Consider the following 16397-nt stretch of genomic DNA (forward strand, 5'->3'; position numbering starts at 1 on the left):
TCCTACGGGCGCGGCCCCGCGGGATCGAGGGACGGGGAGGCCCCCGAGGGCTCCGGCCACGGGATCCGCTCGAAGACCGCCCTCAGCTTCGCTCCGCGGCCAGGATGCACCGCGCTCACCCAGGCGATCCGGCCGAGGAGGTGCGCCCGGAAGTCGGGCACCCCCGCCCGGTTCTGCCCGGCCGGCCCGTGCACGGCGCAGTTGTGCAGGATCGCGTGCAGCCGGTCGACGTCGGCCCGCCGGACGGCCGGGTGCGCGTTGACCACGATCCCGGTCACGCTCTGCCGCGTCGAGGCGGGCCGCAGCCGCGTCTTCCGCGGGTTCACGGCGTAGCCCGCGTCCTCGACGATCCGCGCCGCCCCGCGCGCGAAGGCCTCCGACCGCCGGGCGAAGCGCGCGTCGCCGCTGAAGGCGAGGTCGTCGGCGTAGCGGGTGTAGCGGCCGCCGGCCGCCTCGGCGTAGCCGGTCAGCCGGGCGTCGAGGCGGCGCAGCGCCAGGTTCGCCAGCGCGGGCGAGGTCGGCGCGCCCTGCGGCAGGTGCGCGAGGGCGAGGGAGCGGCGGAGCGCGGCCCGCTCCTCCGGCTCGCCGCCGGCGGGCATCCGGTGGATCGAGGCGACCGGCACCGCGTGGGTGCACAGCCCGGTCAGCGCGAAGGCGACCGCCTCGGGCAGCCCCTCGCCGCGCAGGAGCCGGAAGACCCGCGCCGCGGTGACCTGCGCGAAGAAGCGCTGCAGATCGAGGGTGATCAGCATCGCCGAGCCCGCATGCACGGCCGCCCCGGTGAGCGCGCTGCGCCCCGGGACGAAGCCGTGCGCGGCCGGGTGCACCGGCGCGAGGCCGACGATCTCGTCGAGGACGCTCCGCTGCACCGCGCGCAGCCGCGAGCGCGGCACCTCGAGCAGCCGCGGTGCCCGGCCCGGGCGCTGCCGCCAGACGTGGTCGTAGTTCTGGAGAGCGCCGGGGTCGGGAGCACCGTGCGGCGTCCGGCGGTTCCACTGCCCGAGGTCGGCGAACCCGTCCAGCTGCGCCGGCGCGAGCCCGAGCAGCCGCGCGAGGTCGTCCCGGCCGTCGATCGCCGGCACCGGCGAGGAGGAGGGCACGGCCCGCGCGGGAACGGGCGCGAGGTGCGCGACCACCGGCTGCGCGCGCTCCGGGAGCAGCCCCGCGACCACCTGCGCGAGCTCGCGCGGCGCGTCGAGCGGCGGATGCGGGAAGGCGACGAGCACGGCGGTGACCAGCGGGCCGATCCAGCGGCGGCGGGCGCCGAGGGAGTCGGCGGCCGCGGCGCGCAGCCCGGCCGGCGTCCACTCCGCGCCGAGGAACGCGTGCGCGAGCGCCTCGACCACCGCGTCCCGTCCGTGCACGACGACCCCCCGCCTCGTGCGCTCCAGCCTAGGCTGGGCGGCACCGCCCCTCCGGGCGAGGCGGACGGGGCACGCGCTGCTCCGTCCTCTCCGGGGTCACCCCGGGGCACGTGGATCGACCAGGCATCACGCCGCAGGCACCCACCCGCGCTCCGCGCGGCACAGCGCCCGCACAGCTCGACAGGTCGCCCGGAGGGACGGCCTCGCCGCCCCCGACCGGCGTGGTCCCGAAAACGCACTCCCTCGATCCGGGGGTCGACGCGCGCGGGGGCCCGCTCTAGCCTTCAGGCACGTGCACGTCGTGACGACGCCGTGAACGATCACGGAAGGAGCCCGGATGGACACCTGGAGGCACCGTCTCCCGATCGAGGACTGGACCCCGCTGTTCTCCGGACCCGTCGACTCCGTGCCCGCCGAGGCGCTCGACGCCGCGGCGCGCATCCTCCGCCTCCTGCCGGACATCGAGCGGCTCACCATCGGCACCCCCGACGGCCCGATCATCGCCGAGCGCGGCTCGTCGGCCTCGGCCTGGCAGGCGGCCGACCGGGTCGCGATGGCCCTGCTCGCCTCCTCCCCCGCGGTGACGGGCATCACCGCCTCCGCGTTCGACGCCCGCGACGGCGTCCGGCACGCCACCCCCGCCGACCCGTTCCTCACCCGCGAGGGCGGCCGGGCCGCGGCCCTGCGCGCCTCGATCGACCTCGGCGAGATCTCCGCCGAGGAGGCGGAGCGCCGGCACGCCGAGCTCCTCGCCGGCGAGGACGCCGACGACCCGCTCGAGGCCCTCTGGGACGCGGACTCCGCCTCGCGCCACTGACGCGCGCCGGCGGGGCCGGTCGCCCCGCCGCTCAGGACACCCCGTCGCTCAGGACCCCCGGCGGTCGAGCCGGTCCAGCCGCGCGTTGTACGCCGCGAGCTCGGCCTCGCCGTCCCGGTCGGCCCGGCGGTCGTAGCGCTTGGCCGTCCGCTCCTCCGAGCGCACCCACTGCGACACCACGACCAGCGCGATCAGCACCATCGGGATCTCGCCCGCCGACCAGGCGATCCCGCCGCCGACACCCTGATCGGCGAGAAGCGCGTCCGTGTCGGTGTACCCGAGCGCCGTCCACCAGGGCGCGGCGAGCACGGTGGTCTGCGACATGATCGCCAGGCCGAAGAAGGCGTGGAAGGCCAGCGTCGCGAGCATCACCAGCAGCCGCAGCACGTGCCCCGGGCGATCCGGCCCCGGGTCGACGCCGATCAGGACCCAGAAGAAGAGGTAGCCGGTCGCGAGGAAGTGCAGGGTCATCAGCACGTGGCCCTGGTGGCTGAACATCGCCCACTCGAACCAGCCGGTGTAGTAGAACGCCACCAGGCTCCCCGCGAAGAGCACCGCGGCGACCGGCGCCTTCGACAGCACGGCGAGGTAGCGCGAGTGCACGACCGCGAGGATCCACTCGCGCAGCCCCCGCCCGCCGTCACGGCGCACCGGCAGCACCCGCAGCGCGAGCAGCACCGGCCCGCCGAGCACCAGCAGCGGCGGCACGACCATCATCAGCAGCATGTGCTGGATCATGTGCGTGCTGAAGTGCACCTGCCCGTACACGCCCGGCCCGCCGCTGGTCGTGTAGGCGAGGGCGGCGCAGCCGGCCACCCAGGCGAGCGTGCGGCCGAGCGGCCAGGCGTCGCCGCGGCGCCGGAGCTTCAGCACCGCGTGCACGTAGAGGGCGGCGCCGACGACGGCGATCCCGAGCCAGACGGCGTCGAGGTGCCACTGGTCGAGCATCCGCTCCGGCGTCACCTCGGGCGGGTAGCGGAAGCCGAGCAGGCTGCGCCGCGCGTCGCCGCTCACCGGGTCCTGCGAGACCGGCGGCGCGCTGTTCGAGAGCGCCACCGAGACGCCGATGGTCAGCGCCATCACCAGCACCTCGCCGACGGCGACCGCGGTGAACGCGCGGCGGTCGGCCGGGTCCGCGCGCAGCCGCGGGATCAGCCGCAGCCGGTGCCAGGCGCCCGCGCCGCCGAGCGCGAGCAGCGCGACGGCCTTGACGATCAGCAGCTGCCCGTAGGGCGTGCCGAGGTCCTCGAGCCCCTCGATCCGGAGCGACGCGTTGACCAGCCCGGAGAAGGCGACCGCCCCGAACGCCCAGCCGGCCAGCACGGAGTAGCGCGCGACGACCGTGCCGATCTCGCCGCCGACGGTCCGCCGCAGCAGGATCACCGCGGCGAGCCCGCCCGCCCAGGCCGTCACTCCGATCAGGTGCACCGCGAGGCTGTTCACCGCGTTCGCGTGCTCGTCCGCGCCGGCCGCGTGCCCGGAGAGCGAGAGCGGCAGGAGCGCCAGCACGGCGATCGCGGTCGCCGCCGCCACCCAGCCGAGCCGCCGGGAGAAGAGGGTGAGCAGCAGCACCGCGGTCGCGCACGCCGTGGACGCGACGAGGGTCTGCCCAAGCTCGAGCTGCGTGGCGTAGAAGACGAGCTGGGTCCGCAAGCCCGGCGCGTCCAGCGGCTGCCCGATCGCGTTCGCCGCCGTGAAGACGAGCACGGCGAGCGCCGACGCCACCCAGACGGCCGCCGACCAGGTCGCCCAGCGCAGCGCCCGGTTCTGCGAGTACGAGACGATCCCGGGTGCGATCCGCTGCCCGGGCAGGAGGAACGTCGCGGCCGTCAGCAGGCCGATCGTCAGCGACGCGGCGGTGTCGTGCACGACCCGCGCGATCGGCAGGCCGCGGGTGACCAGCTCGCCGGGGTCGATCAGGCGGGTCTCGGTCGAGAACGCGCCGGTCCAGGTGAGCCCGGCGAGCGCGACCGCGACCGCCGCGGGGACGGCGAGCAGCAGGGTCGCCTCCGCCGCGCGGAGCGGAGTGGCGGCCGGCCGCACGGGCGGGAGGAGGTCGTCGTCGGGGCCTTGACCGCCGGGGCTACCGGGGCCGTGGTCGTCGTGGCCGAGGGGCGTGGAGGACGGTGCGTGCGCCACAGCAGTGGCTCCCTTCGCGCGGCCGGTCCGGGGGGACGGGGCATCGCGCACAGACCCCGCCCGCGGGCAGGGGTCGATGAGGACGCGCAGCGCGCGTCGAGGATCAGGAGGCGGGGGCGGCGGGCGGCCCGCGGCGGGGCACGGCGTCGGCGAGCACGTCCGCCACGACCGGGAGGATCGCGCGCGGCGCGGACGACGAGCGGCGCCCGGTCGCCGGCGCGGGGACCGGGACGGCCGGCACCCGCACGAGTCGCGCGGTCGCGTGGGCCGTCGTCGCGGCGACCGCGATCAGCAGCGCCTCGCCCCGGTGCAGGACCGCGATCGTGACGACCGCCGCGAGCAGGTGCGCGATCCCCATCGAGGAGTCGTGCCCGCCCGCGTGGGCCGTCGCGGCGCCGACGTCGATCGGGCCGCCGTGAGCGTGCGCCGCACCGGCCGGCCCGGCCGCGGCGCCGATCTCGAAGAGCGCGTGGAAGAGCAGCTGGCTCACTCCGACCGAGACCGCCAGGCGCGCGAGCGAGAGCGCGCGGCCGGCGAGCGCGACGCAGACCGGCACCGAGAGCACGAGCGGCACCGCGAGTCCGAGGAGGCCCGGCACGTCGCCGCCGCCCGCGACGTGCGAGAACAGGGCCGTGAGGGTCGCCACCGTCGCCGCCACGACACCGCGGAGGGTGCGGAGCGAGCGGGAGGACGACACCTCTCCAGTGTCGCAGGCGGATCGGCGCGGGCACCCTTCGCATCCGAGCTGATATGTGCAAGAGTGTGCATACGACAATACGTCCGCGGTCGTCGCGGCGAGTGGAGCACGGCGAGTGGGGCACAGGGAGTCGCATGGGACACGACCACGGGCACGCCGGCTCTGCCGCCGCCCGCCACCGGCGCCCCCTCGTCATCGCCTTCGTGCTCACCGCCGCCTTCGCGGTCGTCGAATTCGTCGTCGGCCTCACCACCGGCTCCCTCGCGCTGATCTCCGACGCCGCGCACATGGGCACCGACGTGATCGCGCTCGGGATGTCGATCGCCGCGATCTCGCTCGCCGCCCGCCCCGCCGCGAAGGCGCGCACCTACGGCTCCTACCGGCTCGAGGTGCTCGCCGCGCTCGCGAACGGCGTCCTGCTCTTCGGCGTCGCCGGCTTCGTGATCGTGGAGGCGGTCCGCCGCTTCGCCGAGCCGCCCGCGGTGCCCGGCGCGCCGCTCCTGATCACCGCGGTCATCGGCCTGGCGGTCAACCTGGTCAGCCTGCGCCTGCTCTCGGCCGGCGCGAAGGAGAGCATCACCCTGCGCGGGGCGTCGCTCGAGGTGCTCGGCGACGCCCTCGGCTCGATCGGCGTGATCCTCGCCGCGATCGTGCTGCTGACCACCGGCTGGGCCTGGGCCGACCCGATCGTCGGCGTGCTGATCGGCCTGCTGATCCTGCCGCGCACCTGGTCGCTGACCCGCCAGGCCCTCGGGATCCTGATGGAGTCGGCGCCCGCGCACGTCGACCTCGCCGCCGTCGAGCGCGACGTCCGCGCGGTCCCCGGCGTGCTCGCGCTGCACGACCTGCACGTCTGGACCATCACCTCCGGCATGGAGAGCGCGACCGGCCACATCGTCGTCGCCCCCGACGCCGACTACCGCGAGGCCCTCGCCGGAGTGCTCGCCGTCCTGCGCGAGGACCACGGCATCGACCACGCCACCATCCAGTGCGAGCCCGAGGCGTTCCCGGAGCGCCCGCACGCGATCTGAGCGCCGCCCCTCCGCTACTCCTCCCCAACTCCTCCGCAAGAGTTGTCGTACTCGACGCCCCACTACGACAACTTCTGCGCAGGGCCGCGACGGAAGCGGGCACGCCTCCGCGGAAGTTGTCGTACTCGGCGCTCCGTTACGACAACTTCTGCGGAGTCGCGAGCACGTGCGCCGCCCTTCCGCCTGTTGACGTCAACATGTACAGTCGGAGGCCACGGGCGTGTTCACGTGAACAGCTCCCCTTTCAGAGTTGAAAGAGAGACGCATCGATGTCGATGTCCACTGCCAGACGCACTCGCCGGAAGGCGGGCCGGATCGCCGCGCTCGCCACGAGCGCCGCCCTCGCCGCCGGAGCGCTGCTCGCGCTCCCCGCGGCCGCCGCCCCCGCGCAGGCCGCCGACGCCTTCCGCATCACCCCCAACCCCGCCGCGGCGGGCGAGTCGTTCGAGGGCTGGGGCACGAGCCTGGTCTGGTTCGCGAACGCCACCGGGAACTACCCCGAGGCCCTCCGCGAGGAGCTGTATCAGAAGGTCTTCGGCGACGACGGCCTCGACCTCAACATCGCCCGCTACAACATCGGCGGCGGCAACGCCTCCGACGTGAAGGACTACCTCCGCCCCGGCGGCGCGGTCGAGGGCTGGTGGAAGCAGAACCCGGCCGGCGACGCCGCGACCTACGGCGGCACGAGCACGAACTACGCCGACCGCGACGCGCTCCTCGCGAAGTGGAACGCCGGCGACGCCTCCTCCTACGACTGGACGAGCGACGAGACGCAGCGCTGGTGGGTCGAGGAGCTCGCCGAGGAGAAGCAGATCTCGCACTGGGAGGCGTTCGCCAACTCCGCCCCCTACTTCATGACCGAGAGCGGCTACGTCTCCGGCGGCTTCAACGCCTCGAGCGAGCAGCTGAAGCCCGCCGCGGAGGCGAAGTTCGCCCAGTACCTCGCGACCGTCACCGCGCACATGGAGGACGAGTACGGCATCGAGTTCGACACCCTCGACCCCTTCAACGAGCCGAACACCAACTACTGGGGCACGCAGCTCACCAACGGCGTGCCGACCGGCGGACGGCAGGAGGGCATGCACATGGGCCCGACCCGCCAGGCCGACCTGATCCCCGACGTGGCCGCCGCCCTGGACGCCTCGTCGAGCGACGCCGGCATCGCCGCGATGGACGAGACCAACCCCAGCATCTTCAAGACCAACTGGGCCGCCTACTCCGCCGCCGTCCGCGCCGAGGTCGACCGGTTGAACGTGCACACCTACGGCACCTCCGACCGCCTCGCGGTCCGCGACCTCGCCAAGCAGGCCGACAAGGACCTCTGGATGAGCGAGATCGAGGGCAACTGGGTCGCGGGCTACGACCCGGTGAACATCGAGAACGGCCTCGGCATCGCCGGCCGCATCAACGACGACCTGCGCGAGCTCGAGCCGAAGGCCTGGGTGCTCTGGCAGCCGGTCGAGGACCTCTACAACATGAGCCCGAAGGGCGAGAACCTCAACTGGGGCTCGATCTTCATCGACCTCGACTGCAAGCCCTATCAGGAGGGCGGCGCCGAGGTCTGGAAGTCCGCGCGCCGCGTCGCGGACGCCGGCGGCGACTCCACGAAGGCCCCGGTCTGCGGCGTCGAGACGAACTCGAAGTTCAACACGATCCGCAACTTCACCAAGTTCGTCCACGAGGGCGACCACCTGATGCCCACGAACGACACCTCCTCCACCGCCGCCGTCCGCGGCGACGGCAGCGGCGCGACCGTGGTGCACACCAACACCGGCGCGACCGCGAAGACCGTCGTGCTCGACCTCTCCCGCTTCGGCAGCATCGCCGCCGGCGCGACGGTCACCCCGTACGTCACGACGCAGGCCGCCTCGGCCGCCGCGCCCACCGGCAACGCGCTCGTCGCGAAGCCCGCGGTCGCCATCGACCGGGAGTCGCGCACCGCGACCGTGACGGTGCCCGCCAAGTCGGTCACCTCCTTCTCCATCGACGGCGTCTCCGGCGTCGCCGACTCCGCCCCCGCGCTGCGCGACGGCCACCGCTACCAGCTGGTCGGCACGCAGAGCGGCAAGGCGCTGACCGGCAACCCCACCGGCGCCGCGACCACGATCACCACCCTCGCCACCGACTCCACCGCCGCCGCGAAGCAGAGCTGGACCGTCCGCGAGGTCGCCCCCGGCGAGCGCGAGGCCACCCGCCGCGTCGTGCTGCAGAGCAGCGACGGCCGCGTGCTCGGCGCCACGAGCGCCGGCACCGACCTGCGCACGCTCTCGGTCGACGCCGCCAAGGCCGACGCCGCCACCCGCTGGATCGTCAGCACCACCGACGGCACCGCCTACACGCTGGTCAACGAGTCGATCGGGCTCTCGCTCGACGTCAACGGCCAGTCCAGCACCGAGAACACCACGGTCGGCGTCTACGGCTCGAACGGTGGAGCGAACCAGTCCTGGACACTGCGCGACCTCGCCCCGTCCTCCGCGCAGACGGTCGCCGTGCGCACCACCGTCGGCGTCGCGCCCACCCTGCCCGCCTCGATCGCCCCGCAGTACGCCTGGGGCACCGGCGCACCGGTCGCCGTCACCTGGCAGCGCCCGGCCGACTCGGCCTACGCCGCCGCCGGCCGCGTCGAGGTGACCGGCACCGCGACCGACCTCTTCGGCCAGTCGATCCCCGTCACCGCGCTCGTCGACGTCGGCGGCCTCACCGCCACCGACCCGGCGTCCCTCACCGTCGCCGCCGGAGCCTCCGTCGCCGCGGTGCAGGCCGCGGCCCCCGGCACCGTGCCGGCCCGCGTCGGCGCCTCGACCAGCACCTTCGCGGTGCCGGTCACCTGGGACTGGACGCCGCTGACCACCGCCTCGCTCGCGGCGCCCGGATCGGTGACGATCTCCGGCACCGCGACGGCCGACGGCCAGACCCTCCCCGCCACGCTGACGGTGCTGGTCACCGCGGGCACGCTCCGCAACTTCAACCCCGATGCGGGCATCGTCGCGACCGCGACCTCGTCCGAGTCGGGCTACGGACCGGAGCGCACCCGCAACGGCGTCGACGGCGACAAGGGCTGGTCCAACTGGACGAGTGGCACCAAGGCCGCGCAGAGCAGCCTGACCTACACCTTCCCCGCCACCCGCCAGGTGCAGCAGGTGTCGGTGCAGTTCCAGCGCGACGGCGGCACCAGCTGGGCGCAGAGCTACCAGCTGCAGTACCAGGGCGCCTCGAGCAGCACGTGGACCGCGGTCCCCGGCTACGAGTCCGCGGTCGCCCTGGCCGCGCCCGCCGACGGCACCGCGCCGACGCTGACCGCGACCTTCGCACCGGTGACGGCCAAGGCCTTCCGCGTCGTGATGAACGCCTACGCCAACACGCACCTCATCGTGTCGGAGACGAAGCTGTACGAGTCGGTGGCGTCGCCCGCCGCGGTCGCCACCCTCGGCGCCCTGCGCGTGAACGGAGTCGGCGTCGCCGGCTTCGAGCCGGCCCGCGGCTCCTACGCCGTGACCGTCGACGGCACGACGATGCCGGTGCTCACCGCGGTGGCCACCGACTCGGCGGCCCGGGTGCGCGTGACGCAGCCGACCACCGCGAACGGCGGAGTGGGCACCGTGGTGATCACGTCGGCCGACGGCACGGTCTCGCAGACGACGACCGTGACCGTGACGCTGAAGGCGCCCGCCGCCCTCGCCGTCGCGGCGACGGCCACGACCCGCTGCATCGCCGGCAAGGTCACCCTGACGGTCACGGCGCAGAACAACGCGACCGTCCCCGTCTCGATGACCGTCGCCTCCGCCTACGGCTCGAAGGAGTTCACCGGCATCCTGCCCGGCAAGAACGCCTCCGCCGCCTTCTCGACGCGCGCCGCCTCGGTGCCCGCCGGCCAGGCCACCGTCACCGCGACCGCCACCGTCGACGGCGCCCCCGTCACCACGGTGGTCCCGGCCGCGTACTCCGCGCGCAGCTGCTGACCCTCATGCTGGCCACGTAGCCGCGCCCTGCATGCTGGTCGAGTAGCCGCACAGCGGCGTATCGAGACCCACCCACCGAACACGTGGATCTCGATACGCCCGCTCCGCGGCCTACTCGATCAGCATGAAGACGCGGCAGCATGCGAACGCGGACCTTCCATGCTGGTCGAGTAGCCGCACAGCGGCGCGCTCATGCTGGTCGAGTAGCCGCGCAGCGGCGTATCGAGACCCACCGCGCTCACCACGGCGGGTCTGCAGACTCGTCCTTCTGACACAGGTGGATCTCGATACGCGCGCTCCGCGCGCTACTCGATCAGCATGAGTCCGCGAGCACCCGGGAGAAGCCGGGGCCCGATCCGGCTGCTGGACCAGCGGCGCCCTCCCATGCTGGTCGAGGAGTCGCGCAGCGGCGTATCGAGACCCGCCGTGGCCAGGACGCCGGCGCGTCAGTCCGTCGCCGCGTCGTAGACCGCGAGCAGGCGGTCGAGGAAGGCCTGCACCGTCGCGCGCTCGGCCTCCTCGAGGTCGGCGACGACCGCCTCGACGCCCGCGATCAGCGGGGCGACCCGCTCCTGCGCACGCCGCGCCGACTCCTCCGAGGCCGTCACGATCAGCTTCCGCCCGTCCGTGGGGTGCCGCTCGCGGCGGACGTGGCCGGCCGCCTCGAGGCGGTTCAGCACGAGGGTCATCGCCGCCGTCGAGACGCCGAGGCGCCCGGCCAGCTCGGTCGGCGTCAGCGGACCCGCGGACATCAGGTGCGTCATCGCGTCGAGCCCGACGGCGTCGATAGCGAGCGCGCGGGTGAGCGACTGCTCGAAGAGCCGCTGCCGCTCCGTCACCTGGCGCACGCGGGTCCGGATGCCGAGATCGGGCATGCTGTCACTCATGCCTCCACGATAACGGTGTAGATTGCCAATCTCATTGATTATCAACGAAGGCGGCAAACGTGACCCGTGTCCTGATCTCCGGCGCCAGCATCGCCGGCCCCGCTCTCGCGTTCTGGCTGCACCGCTACGGCGTCGAGGCGACGATCGTCGAGCGCGCGCCCGCACTGCGGCTCGGCGGGCAGAACGTCGACGTCCGGGGCGCCGGCCGCGAGGTCGCCCGCCGGATGGGCCTCGAGGACGACATCCGCGCCGCGACGACCGGCGAGGTCGGCACCCGCTTCGTCGGCCGGGGCGGGCGCACCCTCGCCGAGTTCCCGGCCGGCACCTCCGACAGCGGCGGCGCGACCGCCGAGCTGGAGATCCTCCGGGGCGACCTCGCGCGGCTCCTCGTCGACCGCACCGTCGAGCACACCGAGTACCGCTACGGCGACCGCATCACCGGACTGAGCGACAGTGGCACCGGCGTCATCGTCTCCTTCGAGAACGCCCCCGACGAGCGCTTCGACCTCGTCGTCGCCGCCGACGGCATCGGCTCGAGCACCCGCCGCCTCGTCTTCGGCACCGAGCCGGAGATCCGCTCGCTCGGCCTCGAGACCTCCTACGCCACCATCCCGCGCACCGCAACGGACGACGACTGGTGGCGCTGGTACAGCGCGGCCGGCGGACGCAGCATCACCCTCCGCCCGGACCCGCACGGCACCCTCCGCGTCGCGCTCTCGCAGGTGATCGACCGCCGCCTCGACCGCGCGAGCACCGAGCGCCGCTCGCTCGACGAGCAGCGCGCGCACCTCCGCACGGTCTTCGGCGACGCCGGCTGGGAGGCGCAGCGCGTCCTCCGCGGACTCGACGAGGCCGACGACCTCTACTACGAGCAGATCGGCCAGGTGCACGCCCCGCGCTGGTCGAGCGGACGGGTCGCGCTGGTCGGCGACGCCGCCTACTGCGCCTCGCCGGTCAGCGGGATGGGGACGAGCCTGTCGCTCGCGGGCGCGTACGTGCTCGCCGGCGAGCTCGCCGCGCACGTGGATCTGCGCGACGGCTTCGCGGGGTACGAGCGGATCATGCGGCCCTACGTGACGCAGGCGCAGGCGCTGCCGCCGGGGGTGCCGCGGGTCGCGAACCCGGTGTCGCGGCTCGGAGTGGCGGCGTTCGGGCTCGCGGTGAAGGTCGCGGCGACACCGGTGATCGGGCGGACGATGGGGCGGTTCTTCACGCCGCCCGCCGACGCGATCGCGCTGCCGGAGTACTCGCACCTGGAGCGCTGAGGAGGCGGGATCTCGATACGCCCCTGCGGGGCTACTCGATCACCAGAGGGAGGCCGGCCCACGGGCCACGCGATCAACAGGCAAGGCCCGCGGGCCACCTCCATGCTGGTCGAGTAGCCGCGGAGCGGCGTATCGAGACCCGACCCGTCAGTGCGCCTCGGCCGGCTCGCCGCGCTTCAGGACGCGGCGGACGCCCGTGACGGCGGCGACGACGATCAGGCCGAGCACGAGGCCGAAGATCATCGAGACGAAGGTGTCGGCGATCCAGACGACGACCGGGCCGCCGCCCTCGACCGCGTGGGTGACGGCGTGCACGACGTCGTACGGCCCGTGCCAGAACGTCTCGGCCAGGTTCGCCGTGACGAGGTGCCCGCCGACCCAGAGCATCGCGAGCGTGCCGATGATGCTGATGGTGCGGAAGACGGCCGGCATCGAGGCGACGATGCGCACGCCGAAGCGCCGGACGCCGCGCGCCGCGTTCTTCATCAGCCGCAGCCCGACGTCGTCGATCTTCACTAGCAGGGCGACCGCGCCGTAGACGAGCAGCGTCATGCCGAGGCCGACCACGGCGAGCGCCCCGAGCGTCCCGCCGACGCCGAGGTCGGTGTCGAGCCCGTCGAGCGCGATCAGCATGATCTCGGTGCTCAGGATGAGGTCGGTCCGCACGGCGCCGAAGACGAGCTTCTTCTCGTCGCGCGCCTCCGTCTCGCCCGCCGCGTGGTGCACGCCGAACCACTCGAGCACCTTCTCCGCGCCCTCGAAGCAGAGGAAGGCGCCGCCGACGATCAGCAGGTAGGGCAGCACCCAGGGCGCGAACGAGGAGAGCAGCAGCGCGATCGGGATGATGATCACGAACTTGTTGACGAGGCTCCCGAGCGCGATCCTCCCGACCACGGGCAGCTCGCGCGCCGGGGTCAGCCCCTGGACGTACTGCGGAGTGACGGCCGCGTCGTCGATGACGACACCGGCCGTCTTCGCGCTCGCCTTCAGGGCGGCGGTGAGGATGTCATCGACGACGGCGAGCAGGCCGACCGACATGGGTGCTCCTTAGCGAGGACGGGTGAGAAGCCTCACAGTATCGCCCGCAGCCGACACCTCCGAGCGGCCCGGGCGGCCCGGGCGCCTCAGCGCGGCGCAGGCCCCGTGCTCTCCCGCACGACGAGCTCCGTCGGCGTCAGCGTCACGCCCGAGCGCTCGCCCGACTCCAGCTCGCGCAGCAGGATGTCGACCGAGCGCCGCCCGGTGTCGCCGAACGACTGGTGCACGGTGGTCAGCGGCGGCCAGAAGCTCGCCGACTCCTCCATGTCGTCGAAGCCGACGACGCTGACCTCGCCCGGCACCGCCCGGCCCGCATCGTGCAGGGCCCGCAGCACGCCGAGCGCCATCTGGTCGTTCGCGGCGAAGACCGCCGTCACGGCCGGGTCCGCGGCCAACTCCCGGCCGATCCGGTACCCCGACGCGCTCGACCAGTCGCCGACGAGCGCCTCGGGCACGGGGGCGCCCTGCGCGCGCAGCGTCGACTCCCACGCCTCACGGCGCCGCTCGGCCGAGTAGGAGCGCTCCGGCCCGGCGATGTGGTGGACGGTGCGGTGGCCGAGCCCGAGCAGGTGCTCGACGGCCTGGCGCGCGCCCGAGACCTGGTCGGTGTCGACGACCGGGTAGCGGTCGCCGCCGGCCGAGTCGACGACCACGACGGGCAGATCCGGCGGCAGCACGATGTCGGCCTCGTCGAGCAGGTGCGCCTCCATGACGATGATGACGCCGTCGACCGCCTCCTCGCTCAGGCGGTGGAAGGCGACCGACACCTCGCCCTGGGTCGGGTGCGGCACGGGGATGAGGGTGATCGAGTACCCGGCGTCGGCCGCGGCGACCGCGATGGCGTCCAGGGTGCGCATGTTGCCGAAGGAGGACAGCGTGAACATGATCACGCCGATGCTGTGGAAGCGGCCGGTGCGCAGGGCCCGCGCCGCGCTGTTGGGCCGGTAGCCGAGGGCGCGCATCGCCTCGAGCACGCGCTCGCGCGTCTCGGTGTCGACGTTCTGCTTGCCGTTGGACACCCGCGAGACGGTCTGCCCGGACACGTTCGCGCGTCGCGCGACGTCGGCCATCGACACGCTCCGTCGGCGTGGGACGGCGGTCGCCGCGTTCGTCTCGATGGCCATGCCGTCCCTCCACGAGTCCCGCGCCGGTGGCGGAACAACGTTTCCCCATCGAAACCTAACGGATCGTGCGCGTGTTGACGTCGCCATGCTACGGTGGCGTCCTGCCATGTTGACGTGAACATGTCGGAACCGACCCCGAACGGAATCCCGCCGATGACGACGACGTCTCCCCCTGTCCCGCTGCGCGAGGTCACCCCGCCCGCCGCACCCCTCGCCGTCCCGCGCAGTCGCGCGAAGAGCGAGTGGAAGGGCCTGGCCTTCGTGGCCCCCTTCCTCGTGGTGTTCCTGCTCGTCTTCATCGCGCCGGTCATCTACTCGATCTACCTCAGCCTGTTCCGCGAGCAGCTCATCGGCGGCAACGCCTTCGTGGGCTTCGAGAACTACCTGGCGATCTTCCGCGACCCGAACTTCTGGGAGGGCTTCGGCCGCGTCCTGCTGTTCCTGGTCGTCCAGGTCCCGGTGATGCTGGTCCTCGCGCTCGTCGCGGCCCTCGCGATCGACAGCGGCCGGCTGCACGGCACCGGCTTCTTCCGCATCGTCGTCTTCCTCCCCTACGCGGTCCCCGCGGTCGTCGCGGTCCTGATGTGGGGCTTCATCTACGGCGACAACTTCGGCCTCACCGCCAACGTCAACGACCTGCTCGGCTCCGACCTGATCGCGCCGTTCTCGCGCGACTGGATCCTGGTCTCGATCGGCAACATCGTCACGTGGGAGTTCGTCGGCTACAACATGCTGATCTTCTACTCCGCGCTGAAGACCATCCCCGGCGAGCTCTACGAGGCCGCCGAGATCGACGGCGCCGGCCCGCTGCGCGTCATCCGCTCGATCAAGCTGCCCGCCCTGCGCGGCGCGATCGTCATCGCCTCGATCTTCTCGATCATCGGCAGCTTCCAGCTGTTCAACGAGCCGAACATCCTCCGGACGCTCGCGCCGAACATCATCACCACCTACTTCACGCCGAACATGTACGCCTACAACCTGTCCTTCGCGGGTCAGCAGTACAACGCGTCGGCCACGGTCGCCATCGTCATGGGCGTGATCACCGCGGTGATCGCCTACGTCGTGCAGCTCCGCGGCGCGCGCAAGGAGAACTGATGGCCATCGCAACCGCACCCCGTCCCACGAAGACCGCTCCGGCCAAGCGCCCCGCCCGCCGCGGCTCCTCGGTCGCCCCGAAGAAGTCGATCGCCTTCACGCTGCTGATGTCGGCGTTCATCCTCTACAGCCTCGTTCCGCTCGCCTGGCTCGTGATCAACGCGACCAAGACGCAGGCCGGCCTGTTCTCGAGCTTCGGCCTCTGGTTCGACGGCGACTTCGTCCTCTTCCAGAACATCGCCGAGACGCTCACCTACCGCGACGGCATCTTCCTCCGCTGGCTCGGCAACACGCTGCTCTACGTGGTGGTCGGCGCGGGCGGAGCGACCCTGCTCGCCACGCTCGCCGGCTACGGCCTCGCGAAGTTCCGCTTCGCCGGGCGCAAGGCGGTCTTCGCGGTCGTCCTCGGTGCGATCGCCGTCCCCGGCACCGCGCTCGCGGTCCCGACCTTCCTGATGTTCAGCCAGCTCGGCCTCACCAACACCCCGTGGGCGATCATCATCCCCTCGCTGATCAGCCCCTTCGGCCTCTACCTGGTCTGGGTCTACGCGGTCGAGTCGGTGCCCACGGAGCTGCTCGAGGCGGCGCGGATGGACGGCGCGGGCGAGTTCCGCACCTTCTTCACCATCTCGATCCGCCTGCTCGCCCCCGGCATCGTCACGGTGCTGCTGTTCTCGGTCGTCGCGACCTGGAACAACTACTTCCTCCCGCTGATCATGCTGAGCGACCCGCAGTGGTACCCGCTCACCGTCGGCCTCAACCAGTGGAACGCGCAGGCCACCGGCGTCAGCGCGCAGCCGATCTACAACCTGGTGATCACCGGCTCGCTGCTGACGATCATCCCGATCGTCGTCGCGTTCCTCGGCCTCCAGCGCTTCTGGCAGTCCGGCCTGAGCGCCGGCAGCGTCAAGGGCTAGGCCCTCCCCACGAACCCGTCCCCCCGGTCGGAGCGTCCTGCCCCGAACCACTCCACCCGCACCA

Annotated in this window: 12 protein-coding genes; 6 read left to right on the forward strand and 6 right to left on the reverse strand. The window is 73.1% G+C overall.

Annotated elements, in window-relative coordinates:
* Positions 1-2 precede the first annotated feature (2 nt).
* Positions 3-1364 carry a reverse transcriptase family protein gene (locus EDF43_RS02635; protein ID WP_165908990.1) on the reverse strand — a complete coding sequence of 454 codons (1362 nt, stop codon included), beginning with the start codon at positions 1362-1364 and terminating at the stop codon, positions 3-5.
* Positions 1365-1701: 337 nt separating this feature from the next.
* Between EDF43_RS02635 and EDF43_RS02640 the strand changes: the two genes are divergently transcribed.
* Complete coding sequence (locus EDF43_RS02640) at positions 1702-2181, forward strand: hypothetical protein (protein ID WP_123444444.1); 480 nt, start codon at positions 1702-1704, stop codon at positions 2179-2181.
* Positions 2182-2229: 48 nt separating this feature from the next.
* On the opposite strand, the gene EDF43_RS02645 is transcribed toward EDF43_RS02640, so the two are convergent.
* Positions 2230-4320, reverse strand: coding sequence for a cytochrome c oxidase assembly protein (locus tag EDF43_RS02645; RefSeq protein ID WP_132435287.1), 2091 nt, complete (start codon positions 4318-4320; stop codon positions 2230-2232).
* 103 nt (positions 4321-4423) lie between these two features.
* Positions 4424-5017, reverse strand: a complete 594-nt coding sequence (locus EDF43_RS02650; protein ID WP_132435289.1) for a hypothetical protein — start codon at positions 5015-5017, stop codon at positions 4424-4426.
* A gap of 134 nt (positions 5018-5151) precedes the next feature.
* Between EDF43_RS02650 and EDF43_RS02655 the strand changes: the two genes are divergently transcribed.
* Together EDF43_RS02655 and EDF43_RS02660 are read left to right on the forward strand one after the other, a co-directional pair.
* On the forward strand, positions 5152-6048 hold the full coding sequence (locus EDF43_RS02655) for a cation diffusion facilitator family transporter (protein WP_132435291.1): 897 nt from the start codon (positions 5152-5154) through the stop codon (positions 6046-6048).
* A 275-nt stretch (positions 6049-6323) separates the two neighbouring features.
* Positions 6324-10007 (forward strand): glycoside hydrolase, encoded by a 3684-nt coding sequence (locus tag EDF43_RS02660; RefSeq protein WP_132435293.1) that lies wholly within the window; start codon positions 6324-6326, stop codon positions 10005-10007.
* 446 nt (positions 10008-10453) lie between these two features.
* Here the strand turns inward: EDF43_RS02660 and EDF43_RS02665 are convergent, their stop codons facing one another.
* Positions 10454-10894, reverse strand: coding sequence for a MarR family transcriptional regulator (locus EDF43_RS02665; protein WP_132435295.1), 441 nt, complete (start codon positions 10892-10894; stop codon positions 10454-10456).
* A 59-nt stretch (positions 10895-10953) separates the two neighbouring features.
* Between EDF43_RS02665 and EDF43_RS02670 the strand changes: the two genes are divergently transcribed.
* On the forward strand, positions 10954-12159 hold the full coding sequence (locus tag EDF43_RS02670; protein ID WP_132435297.1) for an FAD-dependent monooxygenase: 1206 nt from the start codon (positions 10954-10956) through the stop codon (positions 12157-12159).
* Positions 12160-12306: 147 nt separating this feature from the next.
* Here the strand turns inward: EDF43_RS02670 and EDF43_RS02675 are convergent, their stop codons facing one another.
* Positions 12307-13197: a DUF808 domain-containing protein gene (locus EDF43_RS02675; protein WP_132435299.1), complete on the reverse strand. Its 891-nt coding sequence runs from the start codon at positions 13195-13197 to the stop codon at positions 12307-12309.
* Positions 13198-13283: 86 nt separating this feature from the next.
* A complete protein-coding gene (locus EDF43_RS02680) occupies positions 13284-14321 on the reverse strand; it encodes a LacI family DNA-binding transcriptional regulator (RefSeq protein ID WP_127888132.1) in 1038 nt (345 codons plus the stop codon).
* Positions 14322-14474: 153 nt separating this feature from the next.
* Between EDF43_RS02680 and EDF43_RS02685 the strand changes: the two genes are divergently transcribed.
* Together EDF43_RS02685 and EDF43_RS02690 are read left to right on the forward strand one after the other, a co-directional pair.
* The gene (locus EDF43_RS02685) at positions 14475-15416 is read left to right on the forward strand and encodes a sugar ABC transporter permease (RefSeq protein WP_123444496.1); all 942 of its coding nucleotides are present in this window, start codon (positions 14475-14477) and stop codon (positions 15414-15416) included.
* Positions 15417-15523: 107 nt separating this feature from the next.
* Positions 15524-16333 carry a carbohydrate ABC transporter permease gene (locus EDF43_RS02690; RefSeq protein WP_159423737.1) on the forward strand — a complete coding sequence of 270 codons (810 nt, stop codon included), beginning with the start codon at positions 15524-15526 and terminating at the stop codon, positions 16331-16333.
* Positions 16334-16397 lie beyond the last annotated feature (64 nt).

The organism is Rathayibacter sp. PhB179 (genome assembly GCF_004345345.1).
Classification (GTDB): domain Bacteria; phylum Actinomycetota; class Actinomycetes; order Actinomycetales; family Microbacteriaceae; genus Rathayibacter; species Rathayibacter festucae.